Source organism: Streptomyces sp. NPDC087906 (assembly GCF_055584925.1).
Map to the genome: position 1 here is coordinate 543,209 of NZ_JBVJLC010000002.1, position 17,914 is coordinate 561,122.

At 71.1% G+C, this 17,914-nt stretch carries 15 protein-coding genes; 2 read left to right on the forward strand and 13 right to left on the reverse strand.

Annotated features, from left to right (window positions below; genetic code table 11):
- Positions 1 to 346 precede the first annotated feature (346 nt).
- From ACZ63I_RS07740 to ACZ63I_RS07800, 13 genes are all read right to left on the reverse strand, one after another.
- The gene (locus tag ACZ63I_RS07740) at positions 347 to 1,459 is read right to left on the reverse strand and encodes a serine hydrolase domain-containing protein (protein ID WP_469336389.1); all 1,113 of its coding nucleotides are present in this window, start codon (positions 1,457 to 1,459) and stop codon (positions 347 to 349) included.
- A 70-nt stretch (positions 1,460 to 1,529) separates the two neighbouring features.
- Positions 1,530 to 2,270, reverse strand: coding sequence for an SDR family NAD(P)-dependent oxidoreductase (locus ACZ63I_RS07745; protein WP_469336391.1), 741 nt, complete (start codon positions 2,268 to 2,270; stop codon positions 1,530 to 1,532).
- A 152-nt stretch (positions 2,271 to 2,422) separates the two neighbouring features.
- Positions 2,423 to 4,768, reverse strand: coding sequence for an AbfB domain-containing protein (locus ACZ63I_RS07750; RefSeq protein ID WP_469336393.1), 2,346 nt, complete (start codon positions 4,766 to 4,768; stop codon positions 2,423 to 2,425).
- Between the two features lie 154 nt (positions 4,769 to 4,922).
- Positions 4,923 to 6,176, reverse strand: coding sequence for an MFS transporter (locus tag ACZ63I_RS07755; RefSeq protein ID WP_469336395.1), 1,254 nt, complete (start codon positions 6,174 to 6,176; stop codon positions 4,923 to 4,925).
- Between the two features lie 157 nt (positions 6,177 to 6,333).
- Positions 6,334 to 7,182 (reverse strand): SMP-30/gluconolactonase/LRE family protein, encoded by an 849-nt coding sequence (locus tag ACZ63I_RS07760; protein ID WP_469336397.1) that lies wholly within the window; start codon positions 7,180 to 7,182, stop codon positions 6,334 to 6,336.
- A gap of 141 nt (positions 7,183 to 7,323) precedes the next feature.
- Positions 7,324 to 7,683, reverse strand: a complete 360-nt coding sequence (locus ACZ63I_RS07765; protein WP_469336399.1) for a hypothetical protein — start codon at positions 7,681 to 7,683, stop codon at positions 7,324 to 7,326.
- A 67-nt stretch (positions 7,684 to 7,750) separates the two neighbouring features.
- A complete protein-coding gene (locus tag ACZ63I_RS07770; protein ID WP_469336401.1) occupies positions 7,751 to 7,975 on the reverse strand; it encodes a sialidase family protein in 225 nt (74 codons plus the stop codon).
- A 33-nt stretch (positions 7,976 to 8,008) separates the two neighbouring features.
- A complete protein-coding gene (locus ACZ63I_RS07775; protein WP_469336403.1) occupies positions 8,009 to 8,893 on the reverse strand; it encodes a helix-turn-helix domain-containing protein in 885 nt (294 codons plus the stop codon).
- Between the two features lie 63 nt (positions 8,894 to 8,956).
- Positions 8,957 to 9,862 (reverse strand): alpha/beta hydrolase, encoded by a 906-nt coding sequence (locus ACZ63I_RS07780; protein ID WP_469336405.1) that lies wholly within the window; start codon positions 9,860 to 9,862, stop codon positions 8,957 to 8,959.
- 85 nt (positions 9,863 to 9,947) lie between these two features.
- On the reverse strand, positions 9,948 to 10,415 hold the full coding sequence (locus ACZ63I_RS07785) for a cupin domain-containing protein (RefSeq protein WP_469336406.1): 468 nt from the start codon (positions 10,413 to 10,415) through the stop codon (positions 9,948 to 9,950).
- The gene (locus ACZ63I_RS07790) at positions 10,412 to 10,879 is read right to left on the reverse strand and encodes a nitroreductase family deazaflavin-dependent oxidoreductase (protein ID WP_469336408.1); all 468 of its coding nucleotides are present in this window, start codon (positions 10,877 to 10,879) and stop codon (positions 10,412 to 10,414) included. Before ACZ63I_RS07790 ends, ACZ63I_RS07785 begins: the two co-directional genes overlap by 4 nt.
- 373 nt (positions 10,880 to 11,252) lie before the next feature.
- Positions 11,253 to 11,924, reverse strand: coding sequence for a hypothetical protein (locus ACZ63I_RS07795; protein ID WP_469336410.1), 672 nt, complete (start codon positions 11,922 to 11,924; stop codon positions 11,253 to 11,255).
- Positions 11,925 to 12,299: 375 nt separating this feature from the next.
- Complete coding sequence (locus ACZ63I_RS07800) at positions 12,300 to 14,273, reverse strand: discoidin domain-containing protein (RefSeq protein WP_469336412.1); 1,974 nt, start codon at positions 14,271 to 14,273, stop codon at positions 12,300 to 12,302.
- Positions 14,274 to 14,586: 313 nt separating this feature from the next.
- On the opposite strand from ACZ63I_RS07800, the gene ACZ63I_RS07805 reads away from it, so the two are divergent.
- A complete protein-coding gene (locus tag ACZ63I_RS07805; protein WP_469337040.1) occupies positions 14,587 to 15,573 on the forward strand; it encodes a LacI family DNA-binding transcriptional regulator in 987 nt (328 codons plus the stop codon).
- A gap of 375 nt (positions 15,574 to 15,948) precedes the next feature.
- Positions 15,949 to 17,886: an RICIN domain-containing protein gene (locus tag ACZ63I_RS07810; RefSeq protein WP_469336413.1), complete on the forward strand. Its 1,938-nt coding sequence runs from the start codon at positions 15,949 to 15,951 to the stop codon at positions 17,884 to 17,886.
- The last annotated feature ends 28 nt before the right edge of the window (positions 17,887 to 17,914 follow it).

The following is a 17,914-nucleotide window of genomic DNA, read 5'->3' on the forward strand; positions in this document are numbered from 1 at the left end:
GCAGCCCTGCGACCAGCGACTCAAGCGGCAACGTGCCCCACGTGTCCGGTACTTGCTGCCACAGGCCAGGAATGAGGGCCAGCGTAGTTCCCACACGCCGGGCCCGGCGCGCCGTACCGTCCACCTGTGTCAAGGAGCACCGTCATGTCCCAGCGCCGTCGCGCCCGCCGCACTCCCCATCTGCCAACCGCCTCCCCGCACCACCGTCGGCGGCCTCCCGCTGCCAAGCCCGTTTCGGAGCCGTCTGCCGGGCGACGGCTGGCCGTCGGTCTGGCCGACGCGGCCGGACCCGCACTGCTGGCCGCCGTGGTGTGGTGGACACGCACGCACTGAGCCACCGGCAGGCTCAGCTCTCGCCCAGGGCGTCGAGCACGATGCCGTTGATCTCCTCAACGGCGGCGAAGTCCTGGGTGAGCCGGTTCTTGGTCAGCGCGAAGGCGATGCCGGTGGCCGGGTCGGCGTACGCGTAACTCCCGCCCGCACCCGCCATGCCGAACGCGGTCGTGGCGGCGCCGGACCTGGCGCCCGGCAGCCACACCGAGTAACCCAGCGCCCACGACGAGGCGTTGCCGAAGACCTGGTCGATGCCGCTCGCGGCGACGGCCGCCACCTCCGGCAGCCGCTCCGGCGCGATCAGTTGGACGTCCTCGACGCCGCCCAGCAGCGCCGCGTACATCCGTGCGACGGCGCGCGCCGAGGTCTTGCCGCCTGCCGGGATGTCGGCGGCGAGGATGTCGGTGCGGTTGCCGAGTGCGGCGGTCGGGAGCAGCGCGGCGGGTGACGCCTTGAACATCGGCGCGTCCTGCGGGACCGACGCCAGGGCCGCCGCCGGGTCGCCCGCGTCCTCCAGCCGGGCGAGCCTGCCGTGTTCGGCGCGTGGCATGCCGAAGTACAGCTCGTCGCCGACGCCCAGCGGTTCCGCGAGATCGTCCCGCAGGACCTGCCCGATCGGCCGGCCCGTCGCCCTGCGGACGATCTCGCCGATCAGGAAGCCGAAGGTGTACGCGTGGTAGCCGACGGCCGTACCCGGCTCCCACCACAGCTCCGCCTCGACCAGCGCCGCGCACATGGTGTCCCAGTCGCACACGTCCTCCGCCGTGGTGCGGGCGGGCAGGCCCGGCACGCCCGCCGAGTGGGTCAGGACATGCCGTACGGTCACGGCGTCCTTGCCGTGTTTCGCGAACTCCGGCCACAGCTCGGCGACGCGGGTGTCGTAGCCGAACACACCGCGGTCGACCAGTTGGTGCGTCAGTGTGGAGGCGGCTCCTTTCCCGATCGAGAAGTTGTAGAACGGGGTGGCCGGTGTGACGGGCCGGCCGGTCGCCGGGTCGGCGACGCCGGCGACCGCTTCGACCACCGGCTCGCCGCGCAGATACACCGCGGCCTGCACCCCGCGCTCGGCCCCCGAGTCGACCAGCCGGTCGAGGGCCCGCTGGACGCGCTGCTGGACATCACTCATGTCGGTACGACCTCCAGTGACGACTCTGCCGAACTCTGCCGTGGAGGCAGACCTCACGCGCGTCGGGAACTCATCGGCCGCCCGCGGCCCGCAGGACCGTGCCCGTGACGTACGAGGCGTCGGGCGACAGCAGCCAGGCGATGGCGGCAGCGATCTCGGACGGTTCGGCGGCCCGGCGCAGCGGCACGTTCGGGGCCATCTTCGTCGGGCGGTCCGGGTCGCCCATCGTGGCGTGCATGTCGGTGCGGGTGAGGCCGGGCGCGACGGCGTTGACCCGGACGCCGTCGGGGCCGAGTTCCTTGGAGAGTCCGACGGTCAGGGCGTCCACCGCCGCCTTGGTGGCCGCGTAGTGCACGTACTCCCCCGGGCTGCCGAGGGTGGCGGCCCCCGACGAGACGTTGACGATGGCGCCGGACCCGGCGGCCGTCATGTCCCTGGCGGCGCGGCGCGAGCAGAGCAGCAGTCCGAGCAGGTTGACGTCGACGACGCGGCGCAGCACCTCGGTCGAGGTGTCGGCGAGGCGGCCGAGCGGTCCGCTCACGGCCGCGTTGTTGACCAGTCCTGTGACCGTGCCGAGCTGTGCGACGGCCGTGTCGAACAGCCGCTCCACCTCGGCCTCGACGGAGATGTCGACGCGTACGGTGACGCAGCGGGCGCCCGCGGCGCGTACGGCCTGCGCCGTCCGCTCGGCGGCCTCCTCGTCGCTGACGTAGCCGAGAGCGAGGTCGTGTCCTTCGGTCGCGAGCCGGACGCAGGTGGCGGCGCCGATGCCGCGGCTGCCTCCGGTGACGACGGTGATGGGGCGGGACATGACTGCTCCTCCGACGGGCCGTTGATCGATCATCGATCATAGGCCCGCCGAAGGAGATCCGTCAGCCCGTGCGGGTCAGCCGCTCAGGCCGTCGGCCCTGCGCGGATCGTCGGCCCTGCGCGGGTCGTCGGCCCGCGCGTCGGCCGGCCGCGTCAGGGCGCCCAGGGGGCGTCCACCGACCAGGTGGTGTCGGCCTCGAACGACGCCGGGTTGTCCCAGGTGTGGCTGCCGCCCGCCGTCGCCAGCCACACCTCCGAGTTGATGTGCCGCAGATAGCTGCCGGGGAAGTTGGACGCCTCGAACCGCACCCCGCCGCTGCCCGCGACGGCGCACCAGGTGGCGTCCGCCGTGAACAGCCCGGAGCCGTCGCTGGGATCGCGGTGGATCCGGAAGTCCCGGTGCCGCAGGTACTCGCCGGGGTAGTTGCGTGACTCGAAGGAGTAGCAGCCGGTGCCGGCGAGACCCGGGACGATCTTCCAGGTGGCGTCGTTCTTCAGCAGGGCGTCACTCGCGCCGTTGACGACCGTCGTGAAGGCCAGCCCTTCCTGGTGGCGCAGGTACTTGTCGGTGTACCCGGGGGTGGTGACCCGCAGGGACCTGTACTGGCCCGTGGGCACGGTCACCGGCGGTGGCGGGTTCTGGGACGCCCGGATCAGCGCCTCGTTGGCGGCCTTCACCCGGGCCTTGTCGACCTTGACGACCTGCCGGTCGTAGGTGAGCAGCCCGTTCGACTCGTTCTCGACGTCGGTGATCTCGGTGTACACCGATGCGGAGAGCCCGGCCGGCAGCCGGCTGAGCCTGAGTGTGTCGATGAGCCCCACGAACCGGTTGTTGAGCGCGGCCGCGTTCGGCTGGTCCTCGTAGCTGAATCCGCCGCCGGGGAACCACTCGTGGCCCGGCACCTTGAGGCCGAGTCCGCCGAACTCGCCGAGCACGGCGGCCCTGGTGGCGGTGGGTACGGTGGTGCCGGGACCGACGTACACGTGGTCGTCGACCACGTCGCCGTTGCCGCCGTCGACCGCCCCGCAGCAGTTGACGCCGCTCATGTTGTCGACCAGGCGCGACGGGTCGTACGCCTTCACGTCGTTGGCGATCCGGGCCTGGTCGTACTGGCCCCAACCCTCGTTCTGGTCGACGTACTGGATCAGCGCGGGCGAGCTGCGGTGCTGGTCGATGAGCGCGTGGAACTCGCTCTCCCACTGCGTGCGCGCCGCGCTGTCCGGGGACTTGCCGGTGTCCATGGCCGGCATGTCCTGCCAGACGAGCAGCCCGAGCTTGTCCGCCCAGTAGAACCAGCGCTGGGGTTCGACCTTGATGTGCTTGCGGACCATGTTGAAGCCGAGGTCCTTGTGCGCCTGGAGGTCGTACTTGAGCGCGTCGTCCGTCGGCGCCGTGTAGATGCCGTCCGGCCAGTACCCCTGGTCGAGCGTGCCGGTCTGGAAGACGAACTTGCCGTTGAGTACGGGGCGCAGGACACCGCCGACCTTCGCCACGGCGATGGAGCGCATGCCGGTGTAGGCGCCGACGGAGTCGAAGGTCGTCGCTCCGCTGCTCAGATCGGCGCGCACGTCGTAGAGGAACGGATCGTCGGGTGTCCAGAGGTGCGGGTTCGCGACGGGTACGGAGAGTTCGGCGCCGACGGCGCCGGTGGCCGTGCCGACGACCCTGCCGCCGGTGGAGACGGTGACCTTGGCCTGCTGACCGCCGGGTCCCGCGCCCTGGACCTTCACCCGCAGGGTGCTGTCCGCGAGGTTCGGGGTCATGTCGAGCCGGGTGATGTGGGCCGCGGCGACGGGCTCCAGCCAGACGGTCTGCCAGATGCCGGAGGCGGCCGTGTAGAAGATCCCGCCGCCGGTGTGCGGCAGTACGTCGTTGATCCGCTGCTTGCCGACGGCCTGGCCGCCGGTCTGGGTCGGGTCGTAGACGGAGACGACGAGGGTGTTGGTACCGCCCGTCAACTGCGCGGTGATGTCGTAACTGAACGCGTCGTAACCGCCCTTGTGCGCGCCCACCTGCTGACCGTTGACCCAGACGGTGGTCTGCCAGTCGGAGGCGCCGAAGTTGAGGACGACATGGCGGCCGTGCCAGTCGGCGGGGACGGTGAAGGTGCGCTTGTACCAGAGCTTGTCGTTCTCGGTGATCCTGCGCTGGATGCCGGAGAGCGCGGACTCGGCGACGAAGGGGACCCGGATCTGCTCGCCGAACGTGGCGGGCTGGCCGGCGTCACGGCCGGTCACGGCGAAGTCCCAGATGCCGTTCAGATTGGCCCAGTCGGGCCGGGTGAGCTGCGGCCTCGGGTACTCGGGCAGCGGATGGTCCACCGGGACCTGGCCGGTCCACGGGGTGGTCATGGGGGCCGGCTTGGGCGTCCAGGCGGCGGCGTGCGCCGGCGTCGAGCCGATCCCGATGAGGGCGGTGGCTATGAGCGCCAACAGCCCTGCCAGTGCGGTCAGTTGTCTTGGCCATGGGAGGCGTGCGGTCCCGCGCGCGATGGTCATCGGAGAACCTTCCAACGTTGGAAACCCGTGGCCGTATGACAGCACGCGGTCAAGCCGCTGTCCATACCTCGCGCCACACGAGGTCGGGACAGCGGCTTGTCACCTCTTTGTCAGTGCTTGGTCGGTCCTTTGACGGCGCATCATGAATGCTTGGTCAACGGCGGCCGGCGAGCGCGGGCGCCGGACTGCTGCGCAGCAGGCCGAGGAGCGCGATCCCGGCGAGGACGATCACCGCGATGCCGTACTCCCGCGCGGTCGTGAGGAGCCCGCCCGCGTGGACGACGAGGAACCCGGCGAGGACGGCGGGACCGCCCATGCCCAGGTACGACACGACGTACAGGAGCGAGAGCACACCGGAACTCTCGTGCGGCTCGGTCAGCGGCATGACCATTCGGATACCGCCCTGGAACCCGCTGCCGAAGCCGACACCGGCGACCGCCGTACCGAGGAAGAAGCCGACGGCCGAGCCCTCGGCGAGCGAGACCAGGGTGACGGCCATGCCAGCGCTCAGCGTGGCGACGCTGGTCAACATCAGCTTCCTGGGGGCGAGTCCGCGCAGGGCCAGTACGGAGACGACGGCGACACCGGCGAGCACGAACAGGCCGAGACCGCCGAAGACGAAGGACGAGGAGCCCACCAGATCCCGGGCGAGCGCCGGGCCGAGCGATCCGTACAGGCCCGCGAGGGCCCAGACGGCGAACAGCACGGGCGCGGCGACCAGTACGGGACGGCGGACCGCGCGGGGCAGCTTGATCTCGGGGACCAGCGAGGACAGCGCGCCGCGCTTGCGCGTGACCGTCTCGGTCATCAGCAGGACACCGACGGCCTGGAGCGCGAAGAGCGCCAGCAGGGCCAGATAGATCAGGTGCGTCGGCGCCGGCAGGTACTGGACGACGACGCCGGAGACGAGCGCGCCGGTGGCGGTGCCCACGCCGGGCGCGACGGCGTTGGCGACGGTGCCGCGCGGGCGGTTGATGTCCATCATGCCGGCGCCTATCGCGCCGAGCGCGGCGCCGGTCGAGACGCCCTGGACGATCCGGGCGACCAGCAGGGCGGGGACGCCCTCAGCGGTGGCGAACACGACCATGGACACGGCCTGTACGGCGAGCGCGGCCAGCAGCACCGGGCGCCTGCCGACATGGTCGGAGAGCTTGCCGAGGGTCAGCAGCCCGGCCAGTACGGCGAGCGCGTAGACGCCGAACACCACGGTGGTGGTGATCGGGGTGAAGCCCCACTCCCCCTGGTAGACCGCGTAGAGCGGGGTCGGGGCGCTGGAGCCCGCGAGGAACGACACGGTGATCGACGCCAGCAGGAGCAGCGCGGCGGTCGGGGGCAGCCGGCGGTCGCGTAGCGGCCCGCGCACCGGGGTGCCGACGGCCGGTTCGGCGAGCACTGCGAGATCCGTCATGGGGTGAGTCCTTCGTCCGTCATCGGCGAGACGCGATGAGTAGACCGGTCTGTCTGCTCAGCCGAGATACTAGACAGACCGGTCTGACGAAGTCAACATGAGCCGGGGCAGGGTGGAGTGGGCCGGGGCAGGGTGGCCCCGGCCCGACGGATGGCGGTCAGCCCGCGAACGGCGCCACCGGCAAGCCCCGTACGCCGGGCGTGACCGTGAACAGCGCGCCTGCCGCCGGATGCGGGTCCTCGTCCCCGTGCCGGGACGTGGTGATGAACAGCTCGTCGAGGCGCTCGCCGCCGAACGCGCACGCGGTGATGTTGCGCACAGGCAGCTCGACCACGCTCTCCAGCGTGCCCGCCGCGCTGTAGTGCCGTACGGCGGCGCCGTCCCAGAGCGCCACCCAGATCCCGCCGTCCGCGTCGACGGTCAGCCCGTCGGGATGGCCGGCCTCCGCCGGGATCGTGACGAACGGCCGCCGGTTGTGCAGGCCCGTCGCGCTGTCGTGGTCGAAGACGTCGACCCGCCCGGTCGGCGTGTCGATGTAGAACGCGCGCGTGCCGTCCGGCGACCAGGCGAGACCGTTCGAGATCGTCACCCCGGTCAGTACGGTCGAGACCTCGCCGTCCGGCCGCAGCCGGTAGAGCGTCCCGGCGCCCGGGGTCTCGTCGTACGCCATCGTTCCGCAGTAGAAGTTGCCCTCCGGATCGCAGCCGCCCTCGTTGAGGCGGATCGCGGGATCGCTCAACGCCGTGGCGAGCAGCCGGGGTTCCTCGCCGGGGGCGTCGGCGAGTACGAAGTCGTGCTCCGTCGCTATCACCATCCCGCCGGACGTCCTCGGCCGCAGGGCCGCGGCGACGGGGCCGACATGCCACCGGCCGATCGCGCCGGACGGCTCCAGGTGGAGGACGTCACCGGCGAGCATGTCGACCCAGCGCAGCCCTGCCCATTCCGGTGCCCAGACGGGTCCCTCGCCGTGGTCGGCGACGGCCTCGGTCAACTGCTCGGCTTTCACTCTTCGTTCCTCCTGGTCCGGTGGGGGTGCTCCGGCCGGGAGTACCGGCCGCGCAGCCGCGAGGGCCCCGGGAGGGTCAGCCCGCCGCGAGCCGGTCCGCCGCTGCGGCTCGGGCCACGACGGGGTGGTCAACCGCGGCCGTCACATCAGGCCCACGATACGGGGCGGTGCGAACAGGTGGCGGGCGCGGTGCTCCAGCTTGAGCGCGACGGGGAACCGCTGCGCCGCCGCGTCGGCCACGCATCTCTCGCACGACTCGTCCACGCCGGGCAGCTCATCGGTGTGCCGGGTCGCGATGTGCTGGGCCAGCCGGATCTGGGTGGTCACCACCGAGTCCATGGGGTCGTAGTCGATCCCCGGCTCCCCCGCCCTGCGCGCCGCGTCCACCACCTCGGGCGCCCGCTTCATCGCCTTGTACAGCGAGACGCACTCGTGGCACCCCCACATCCACGAAGGCGGTAACGGCCACTCCTCGGCGGACTGCGCGTTCTTGTCATCCATGCCAGTCACCGTAGCGACCGGCGCGCGGCACCGGCAGGGGAACAACCATGGTTCCCCCGCCGGGGGTTCAGCTCTCGTTCGCCGTGAAGTCGCCGAGCGGGATCCTGCGGTACTCGATCCGCTCGTACGGACCGGCCTCGCCCGTCTCGTGGAAGACGCCGACCGCTCCGCCGTCCGGCTGGACCAGGTCCGAGTAGGCGGCGGGCAGTTCGGAGACGGTGGTGGCCTCGTGTCGTAGCCGTCCCCCGCCGCGACCAGGCCGAGCGGCTGGAACGGCACGGAGGAGGTGCACTCCGCGGCTCCCGGGGAATCCGCGCAGGCACCGTCACATGGAAACCCGGCTCGGTGCCGGGAGGTGACAAGAGGCGCGCAGCGCGGCCATCTTGGCCTCGTCGGCCGTCTCGGCGGCGGCCGTGTACGTGACGATGCTGAGGTCGGCGCCCGCGACCATCAGGACGTCGAGGTCGAGGTCGATCTCCCCCACCGACGGATGCGAGACGGTCTTGAGGTCGCCGACGAGCGTGCGGGCCGTGCCGTTGAACCAGAGCCGGGCGAAGCGCGGGCTCCTGCTCAGCAGGTGCTCGACCAGCGAGGCGAGGCGCAGGTCGGCGGGGTAGGCGGCCGCCGTCACCCGCAGATCGGCAACGAGGGCCGCTTCCTCCGCCTCCTCGCCGTGTCGCGACCGGACGGGCCACGCCGCGATGGAGTCGGGCCCCGGCCGGCCGTCCGCGCGGAACATCCCCGTGACGAGATTGCGCTCCTGCCAGTCGTACGTACGGGGGTCGCCGACCGCGGCCGACCACATGTCGTTCCAGCAGATGATCGTCCAGTCGGCGGCGAAGACGGCGACGGGCGTGTCGCCCAACTGCCGTACGAGCCGGTGGACTCGGGCGGGCACCCGGATGGATACGGTGCCGCCCGCCGGCGGTGCCAGATGCGCGCAGCGGAACAGATGGTCGCGCTCGGCCGTGTCGAGCCGCAGCGCCCTGGCCAGGGCGGCGACGACCTGGGCCGAGGGGTTGCGGGCACGGCCCTGTTCCAGCCGGACCACGTAGTCCACCGACAGGCCCGCCAGCAGCGCCAGTTCCTCGCGGCGCAGGCCGGGGATGCGCCGGTCCTCGCCGCCTTCGGCCGGCAGCCCGCCCTCCAGCGGGGACAGCCGCTCGCGCCAGCCCCGCAGGGCGATGCCGAAGTTGTTCGTCCGCACCATGGGCACCATGATCGCCGCAAGTCACCGGTGTGCGACCGGTTTTGTCGGCGCGGGGCGTGTTCTTTACCCGGGGTCGGTCTCGGGCCAGTGGGCGCGGGTGAAGGCGGCTGCCGACCGCAGCGCGGCGTCGGCGTCGTCCAGCAGAGCGGCGAACGCCTGGAACACATGCGGCACTTGGGGCCAGACCTGAAGCTCGACATGGACGTCGTGCTCGGCGGCGCGTGCGGCGAGACGTACCGCGTCGTCCAGCAGGATCTCGTGCGACCCGACCTGGACGAGCAGGGGTGCGAGGCCGGTCAGATCGGCGAAGACGGGGCTGGCCAGCGGGGTGGCGGGGTCCGCCGCGCCCAGGTAGTCGTGGGCGCGGGTGCGCATGCCGTCCGGGGTCAGCGCGGGATCGACGGCGGCCTTTCTGTCGACGCCGGCGCCGGACACCGTGAGGTCGGCCCACGGGGAGAAGACCACGGCCGACGCGGGTTGCGGCAGGCCGGCCTCCCTGGCCGCGACCAGCGTGGCCACGGCGAGGCCGCCGCCTGCCGACTCGCCGGCGAAGGCAATGGTGGAGCTGGGCACACCGTCGTCCAGCAGGGCGCGGTAGGCGGCCAGCGCGTCGTCGACCGCAGCGGGGAACGGGCTCTCGGGGGCAAGCCGGTAGTCGACGCAGACAGCGCGGGTGCCGGTGCGCCGGGCGACGTCGGCGGCCAGCCCCACGGCGTCGGCCGCGGAGCCGATGGCGTAGCCGCCGCCGTGGAAGTACAGGAGGACCGTCGAGGGGTCGTTGTCCGGGGTCTCGACGGTGTTCACCGGTACGCCGCCCAGCTCGCCGGCGGTGGTGGAGATGTCGTCGGGCAGCGGTACGGACGTCATCATCTCGTGGAAGACGGCGCGCTGTTCGGTGACGTCGCCGCCCAGGTCGAGCGGGCCGTCCCGCAGCAGTTTGTCGAGGGCTTGGCGCTGTTGCTCGGACAAGGTGGAGCCTTTCCTTGCTGTGGAGCCTTTCCTGGCTGGGGAAGCAGGCCGGAGTGCGCGCGCGGGACAGCGGCGCGGGGCCAGGTCAGCGGGGCGGGCCCATGACGATCTGGCCGTACATGTCGGCCGCTTCGGCCATGCGGTCCTTGGAGATCTCGAAGCCCTCGGGGCGCGGTGTCGCCATGTCACGTCCGGCGTGCCGGAACATGCCCTCGATGCCGCCGGGGGTGCAGATCATCAGCAGGTCGGCCGTGTCGGAGGTGATCCGGTAGCCGTGCGGGACGTTGCGGGGGAGGAAGACGATGCCGCCCTCGGACAGCTCCATCTCCTGGTCGTCGGACCAGAGCAGGGCCTCGCCCTTGATCAGCATGAAGACTTCGTCCTCATTGGTGTGCATGTGGTACGGCGGGGCCTCGCCCTTGCTGACGGCGAAGCGCCCTACGGTGAGCTGTCCGTCGGTGGCCGCGCTGTCGAGGAGTACGGAGAACATGCCCCCGTCGAGCCATTCCAGCTTCTGCTGCTGCTCGGGCTGGGCGAGATAGGCGATGCTCACGAGGGCTCCCCTGCCGCGCGCTCGGCGGCGGCGGGCGGGGCGCCGTCGCCGGCACCGCCGGTGGGGACGAGCGCGATGACCGGGATGATCCGCTCGGTCTTGCGCTGGTAGTCGGCGAACCCGGGGTAGCGGCCGGCCTGCTCGGCGTAGACGCTGTCACGCTCCTCGCCGCGCAGCTCGACGGCGCGGACGTCGAGGGTCTCGTCCTTGATCTCGACGCGCACGTCGGGATGGGCGACCAGGTTGTGGTACCAGTCCGGGTTGTGGTCGGAGCCCGCCTTGGAGGCGAAGACGAAGTAGCGGCCCTCACCGGGCAGGTACATCATCGGATTGATACGGGGTGCGCCGGAGCGGGCACCGACCGTGTGCAGCAGGAGCAGCGGAGCCCCGGCGAAGTTTCCGCCGACCTGTCCGTGATTGGCGCGGAACTCGTCGATGATGCGTGCGTTCGGGTCGTCAGTCATACGTCTCCCGTCGTCGCGCCCCGGCGGCACCGCGGTCGGCGGCTCCCACCCGGAGCAGTCACATGTTCGATCATCCCCCTGGTAGCGCGGTGACCGCCAGACGAAAGGTAGGAACAGCAGTACCACCTGTACGTACGGGCGGTCGGCGCCACCGGCACCGACCGCCCGCAGGGCACTGCTCTCGGCAGGTCCTGGTGCTGGGGAGTGCCCGCGACGTATCGTCGTCCACCCTTTGGGCGGGGCTCGCGGTGGCTGGTGCGTGCGATCGCAAGGCGCCGGACTGCCCTTGTAGCGGAGCTACTCGGGCAGGTCGGCAACGCCGCGAGCGTGCGTGCCAGGCATCGCGAGCCGGACGAGACTTCGCGGACACGGCCTAGCCGCCCAGCAGCTTGCCGGGGAGCCCGAGGACGCCGCCGAGCAGATCGCCGATGGGGTTACTGGCCGGTGCGGGAGCGGGTGCGTCGGCGCCCGGCTGCTCCGCGGGCGGCGCCGGCTCGTTCGTCACCGGACTGTCGCCGCTGCCGCCGGCCGGCTCCTGCGGCGCCGTCGTACTGCCCGAGCCGGAGCCCGCGCCCGAGTCCGTGCCGGAACCCGTGCCGCTGCCCGAACTGCCCTTGTCCGGCGCCGGGTTCTGGTTGCCCGTCGTGACGGCGGGGGCCTTGCCACCGCCGGATGCGCTCTTCGCGGGGGCCTTGGCCGACGACTTGCGGGCCGGGGCGGAGTCCTGCTTGCCGCCGTCGGCAGCCACGGTCGGCTCCTGCGCGGTCCACCCCGGAGTACTCGGTCCTCCGACACTGCCCGACGCGGGCGTATCGGCCTCCGCCTGCGGTTTCGGGGCCGATTCCTTGGGTGCGCGGTCGGCGAGCGTGTGCTGCTTGACCGCCCCCTCCGCCGCCTGGACCATGCCCGGTATCGGCAGCCACGGCGCGGCCGAGGTCCCACCGACGATGGCGCCGCCCAGCGCGACGGCGTAACAGGCGCACGACCCGGCCACCAGCCACCCCGCCTTACGGAACAGCCGCCGCCGCCGACCACTGGCGTCCACGAAAACGGGCCCACCGGAATAAGGCGAAAGTGCCGCCACCCCGGCCGCAACCTCCCCGGTCCCGGCGCCCGGCCCGACGGCCGGGGCCGCTTCCGCTTCCCCGGCGGTCTTGGCTTCCCCGGTTTCCTCTGCTCTCTTCGGGCGTTCTTCGACCGCTGTGCCCATCTTCCTGACCACTCCCCACTGGCGCGCATGACAACGACCGAGCGCCGACGAGGTCCGTGCCGCGCGCCCTGTCCCGAGATCTCTCAGTCATATGTTCGTATCAGCACGCTCTGCGGATTGGTGGGATCAGCAGATGATGTGAACTGACTTCCGGCCAAGTGATATGGGGCCCCTGCCCGCCCCCGGGTGGGGCGGGAGGGAGGGCCGGGGTCAGCGGTAGAGGCGGATGTCCGCGATGCTCCACCAGTTGGGCGCTGTGTCCGTCGAGGTCACCCTGACGTAGCGGGCCGTGGTGGTCCGGTGGAGGTCGGCTGTGGTGAGTTGGCCTGTTCCGGTGCCGGTGGCCGCCGTGTGCCAGGTCGTTCCGTCGTTGCTTACCGAGACCTGCCAACCGCGGGCGTAGTCGCCCAGGTTGTCGCCGCTGTCGATGGCGACGCGGCGGAAGTCGCGCCGCTTGCCCAGGTCGATCTGCACGTACTGGCCCGGTTCCTGGGCCTGGCCGCTGGACCAGCGGGTCGAGCCGTCCGCGTCGGTCGCGAGGGCCGCAGCGCCCTCGCCCGCGGGCAGGGCGGTGGTGCGGGCGCCGGTCAGCGGCACCTCGTGCAACGTGCTCGTCAGGACTGCCGACTTGGGCCAGGTGAAGGTCGCCAGCGCGCCGCCGGGGAGGGTGTACTCGAACGTCCGGTCACCCACGGCGACGGCGAACGTGCGCGGGTCGTCGTTCTCGTTGTGCACGACGAGCGCCGTGGAGCCGTCCGGGTTGCGGAAGGCGACATCGGTGAGCTGGCCGTTCCAGCCGGGGGTGCCGTAGTTGGTGCTGGCGATGCGAACGGCCCCCGGGCGTACGAACTTCGACAGATGGCCGATGGTGTAGAACTCGGCGTTGGTGGTCACGGTCCCGTCGTCCTGGACGGCCAGCAGCCCGGTGCAGGTGTCGCAACCGCCGTTGTGCGGGCCGCCGTCGGCGTCGAGTGCGACGTTCCAGTCGGCGACGGACTTGGCCCAGTTGCGCGTCGTGCCGACGGTGATGGTCCGGGCGTGCCAGGTCAGGGTCCCCCGGAAGATCTGCGCGGGGGTGTCGGTCGCGCCGTGCGAGCCGGAACACTCCGTGAACCAGATGCCCTTGTCCGGATGCGCGGCGTGCAGGGCGCTCTGCGCGCTGGGGTCACCCGAGTAGCAGTGGTAGGCGGTGCCCGCGATCCATTTCGCCGCCGGGCCTTCGAGCACCTGGTACGGGTAGTCCGTCTGCGGGTCCTCGCCGAGCTGCTCGGCGGTGGCGATGTCGTCGGGGTGCGTGGACCAGTTGTGGTCGTAGGCAAGGATCTTGGTACGCGGACTGGCCCGGTGCAGCAGCGGTCCGAGCGCCTCGATGACCTTGGCCTGCTGCTCGACGGGCAGGTCGGTGCCGGGGTACGCGTTGGGTTTGCGGTTCTGCGGCTCGTTCTGGACGGTCAGATAGTCGATGGGCACACCGGCCGCCGCGTACGCCTTGACGTACTTCACCAGGTAGCGGGCGTACGCGTCGTACACCGCGGGATCGTCCTTGAGATGACCGCCGACCAGGGAGTCGCTGTCCTTCATCCAGGCCGGCGGGCTCCACGGCGTGGCCATGACCGTCAGCCGGGGATTGAGCTGCTTGGCCTGGCGCAGCAGCGGCAGGATCTGCCGCTGGTCGTGGGCGATGCTGAAGTGCCGCAGGGCGAAGTCGGTCTGCCCCGCCGGGACGTCGTCGTACGTGTAGTGCTCGGCCTCGGCCGTGAAGTCGGAGGATCCGACGGGCTGGCGCAGGAAGCTGACGCCGATGCCCCGGTCCGGGTCGAAGAGCTGCCGCATCGCGGAGTCCCGCGCCGTGCGCGGCAGTCGGGCGAGGACGGCCGCCGACGAGTCGGTCAGCGCACCGCCGAAGCCGTCCATGCGCTGGAAGCTCTGGTTCGGGTCGACGGTGATGGTCGTCCGGTCGGACGCGCCGGCGCGGAAGGCGACGGGCGCCTGCTTGCGCAGTTCCTGGGCCCCGTCCGCCGTCGTCAGCCACACCTGTGCCTGCGCCTTCGGGGAGCCCGGCTGGTGGTGGCCGGCCGGTGCGGTACGGCCGGCCGGCGTGACCGCCGCCGTCTGGACGGCCGGCAGACACGCAAGACAGAGTGCGGCCGCCGCGACGGCCGCCGCAGTCAGGGAGGGTCTCATCAGTGGTTCTCCTTGGTGACGGACACGATCGGGGCTGGCGGTGACCGGGGGGGGAGGCGGGTGCGGGCGAAGGCGGAACCGTGGCGCGGCGGAGCCGGTGAACACGGGCCGACTCCGCTTCGGGGACGAGTTACCGAAACCCGTCATGTAACAAACTGAAACATCCTGGAAACTGTTTGACGTGTGCACAGAAAAGCCGTACCCGTCATGGACTGTCAAGCCCTCTACAGCCGATAAGTACCGCTCCGCTACCCTGCCGGTATGAAACGGAGAGCTGTAACAAGTGGCTGAGCTGAGGAGTTCCCGGGTCACAGTGCGGGCGATCGCCGCAGAAGCGGGCGTGTCGATCGCCACGGTTTCGCGCGTCATGAACGGGCACGAGCATGTGGCCTCCGACACGCAGGAGTTGGTCCGCAGGGCGGTCGAGCGGCTGGGCGCTCCGGCCCCCGCGCGGCGCGGCGCTTCGGGCGGCGCGATCTATGTGCGCTGCCCGTACGTGCTGACCGACTACTTCGGCGTGATCGTCTCCTCGATCGCCGAGACGCTCGACCTGCACGGCAGGCGCGTGGTGCTCAGCGCGGGCGACGCCGCCCGCCGGCCGGGGGTGCTGGCCGGGCTCGCTCAGGAGTCCGGGATCGCGGGCGCCGTGCTGATCCTGCCGCCCGAGCCCACGACGGAGCTGGAGGCGCTGCGCGCCCGGGGGCTGCCGTTCGTGGTGGTCGACCCGAGCAGCCCGCTGTCCCGGGACATCGCTTCGGTGTCGGCGGCCAATCTGACCGCGGCCCGCTCCGTCACCGCGCATCTGGTGCAGCTCGGGCACCGGCGTATCGGGGTCATCGGCGGACCCACCGAGTGGCTGGCGACCCAGTCGCGGCTCGCCGGACACGCCGCGGCGCTCGCCGAGGCCGGGCTGCTGCCGTCGCCCACCCTGCTGCGCGCCATCGAACCGACGGCCGACCGGGGGTACGAAGCGGCGGGCGACCTGCTCGACCTGCCCGAACGCCCCACCGCCCTGGTCGCGTTCAACGACAAGGCGGCGGTCGGCGCGCTGCGGGCCGCGTACGAGCGGGGGCTCCGGGTCCCGGCGGACCTGTCGATCACCGGCTTCGACGACACGGATCTGAGCCGCAGTACGGTCCCCCGGCTGACGACGGTGGGTCAGCCACTGGAGGAGATGGGCCGGATGGCCGTGTCGCTGCTGATGCGGCTGCTCGACCGGCACACCGTGGACACCCTGCATGTCGAACTCGCCACGCATCTCGTCCTGCGGGAGTCGACCGGTCCCGCGCCACGCGGCTGACCTCGGCGGCGCACTCCGCTGACCTCGGCGGCGCGGTCCAGCGACGTCCCGGACCGAAGTCCCGCGTATCGGCGCCGCGTTGAGGAAATGAACGGGCCGTACGGCCCACCCTGCCCCAGGTCGTACTTTTTTCGGTCCCCGCCCCCTTGACCGCTGCGGCATCCTCCCCTTCAATCAGGAAGCCGAAGGCACCGTGGCATTCCGTCCACCCATGACAACACCCTTTGAACACAAGGCCGTTGTCAGATCGCGCCAGTGACATCGCAGCACCGTCACCGAGGGCCCGCCCGGCCGTTCCCTTTTTCCGCGTCCCGTCGCGCCTCGCCGCGCCCCGCCGCGTGCTGCTCCACCACCTTCGAAGAAGGAGGGACAGAGTTGTCCCGTACCAGAATCCTTTCCACCGTGCTGGCCTCGGCACTGGTCTTCTCGGCGGCCACCGCCGTCAGTTCGGGCACGGCGCAGGCCGCCGCAGGACCCGCCGTATCGATCTGGGAGACGACGGCGGACCAGAGCAAGCTGCTGGCTCCGCAGCCAGGCGCGACCTTCGCCGACGGCGCGAGTTCGGCCGGCCAGGTCATCAGCGTCGACTCGTCGAAGACGTACCAGTCGATGACCGGCTTCGGCGCCTCGCTCACCGACTCGTCCGCGTGGCTGATCGCCAACTCGCCCCAGCGGAACGCGATCATGTCCAAGCTCTTCGACCCCGCTTCGGGCATCGGGCTGAGCTTCCTGCGCCAGCCGATCGGCGCCTCGGACTTCGCCCGGTCCCAGTACACCTACGACGACATGCCGGCGGGGCAGAGCGATCCGGGCCTGACGCACTTCTCGACCGCCCATGACAACGACTACATCCTGCCGCTGCTCAAGCAGGCGCTCCAGCTCAACCCGAGCACCACCGTCATGGCCACGCCCTGGAGCCCGCCGGGCTGGATGAAGAGCAGCGGTTCGGTGGTCGGCGGCTCGCTGAACTCCGCCAACTACCAGGTGTACGCGAACTACTTGGTCAAGTTCCTCCAGGCGTACAAGACGGCGGGCGTCCCCGTCTCGCTGCTCACCCCGCAGAACGAACCGGAGTTCTCGCCGTCCAACTATCCGGGGTCCACCTACTCGGCCGCGGACGAGGCCCGGCTGATCGGCGGGTATCTCGGCCCCGCCATCGCGTCCGCCGGTCTCAGCACCAAGATCATCGGCTACGACCACAACTGGGACGACACCGGCTTCCCCTCGACCGTCCTCGGCGACTCCGCCGCCGGACCGTACACCGCGGGGGTGGCCTGGCACTGCTACGGCGGCAGCCCGAGCGCGCAGTCCGTCGTGCACAACTCGTTCCCGAACAAGGACGCGTACTTCACGGAGTGCTCCGGCAGCAAATCCGCCAACGACGCCAACACGTTCGCCGACTCGCTCGACTGGCAGACGGAGAACCTCATCATCGGCGCGACCCGCAACTGGGCCAAGTCCGTGGTGACATGGAACATGGCGCTGGACCCGAGCGGCGGCCCGAGCATGAACTGCACCACCTGCACCGGGGCCGTCACGGTCAACAACTCCGCCGGCACGGCCGCGTACAACGCCGAGTACTACGTCCTCGGCCAGGCCAGCAAGTTCGTCAAGCCCGGCGCCGTACGCGTCGACTCCAACACCTTCGGTTCGGGGAACCTCCAGGACGTCGCCTTCCGCAACCCGGACGGTTCGATCGCCCTGATCGTCCTCAACGGCGACACCGCCAACGCCCGTACCTTCGGTGTCAACCACAACGGCCAGAACTTCAGCTACTCCGTGCCGGCCAAGGCGGTGGCGACCTTCACCTGGAAGCCCGGCACGACCGGCGGAGGCGGCGGGACGGGTGACGGCGGCGGCAGTGTGATCGATACGAGCAAGTGGTACTCGATCGCCAACACCAACAGCCACAAGTGTGTCGACGCGGCGAACGGCGGCACCGCCAACGGGACCGCGGTGCAGCAGTGGACCTGCGTCGCGGGAAGCACCAACCAGCAGTGGCAGTTCCAGCCCACCGACAGCGGCTACTACAAGGTCGTCAGCCGCAACGCCGCCACCGCGGCCTGGGACATCACCGGCGGCGCCGGCGCCACAGGAAACGGCGTCAAGGTCCAGCTCTGGACCTACGGCGGCGGCACGAACGAGCAGTTCAAACCCGTCCAGCACAGCGACGGCAGCTACAGCTTCACCCCTCGCAACAACACCGCGCAGTGCCTGGACATCACCGACGTCTCCACCGCCGACGGCGCCCGCCTCCAACAGTGGACATGCAGCAACGGCCCGGCCCAGAGCTTCGCCCTCTCCGCCACGTAACCACCCACCGGGCAGCACAAAATGGGAC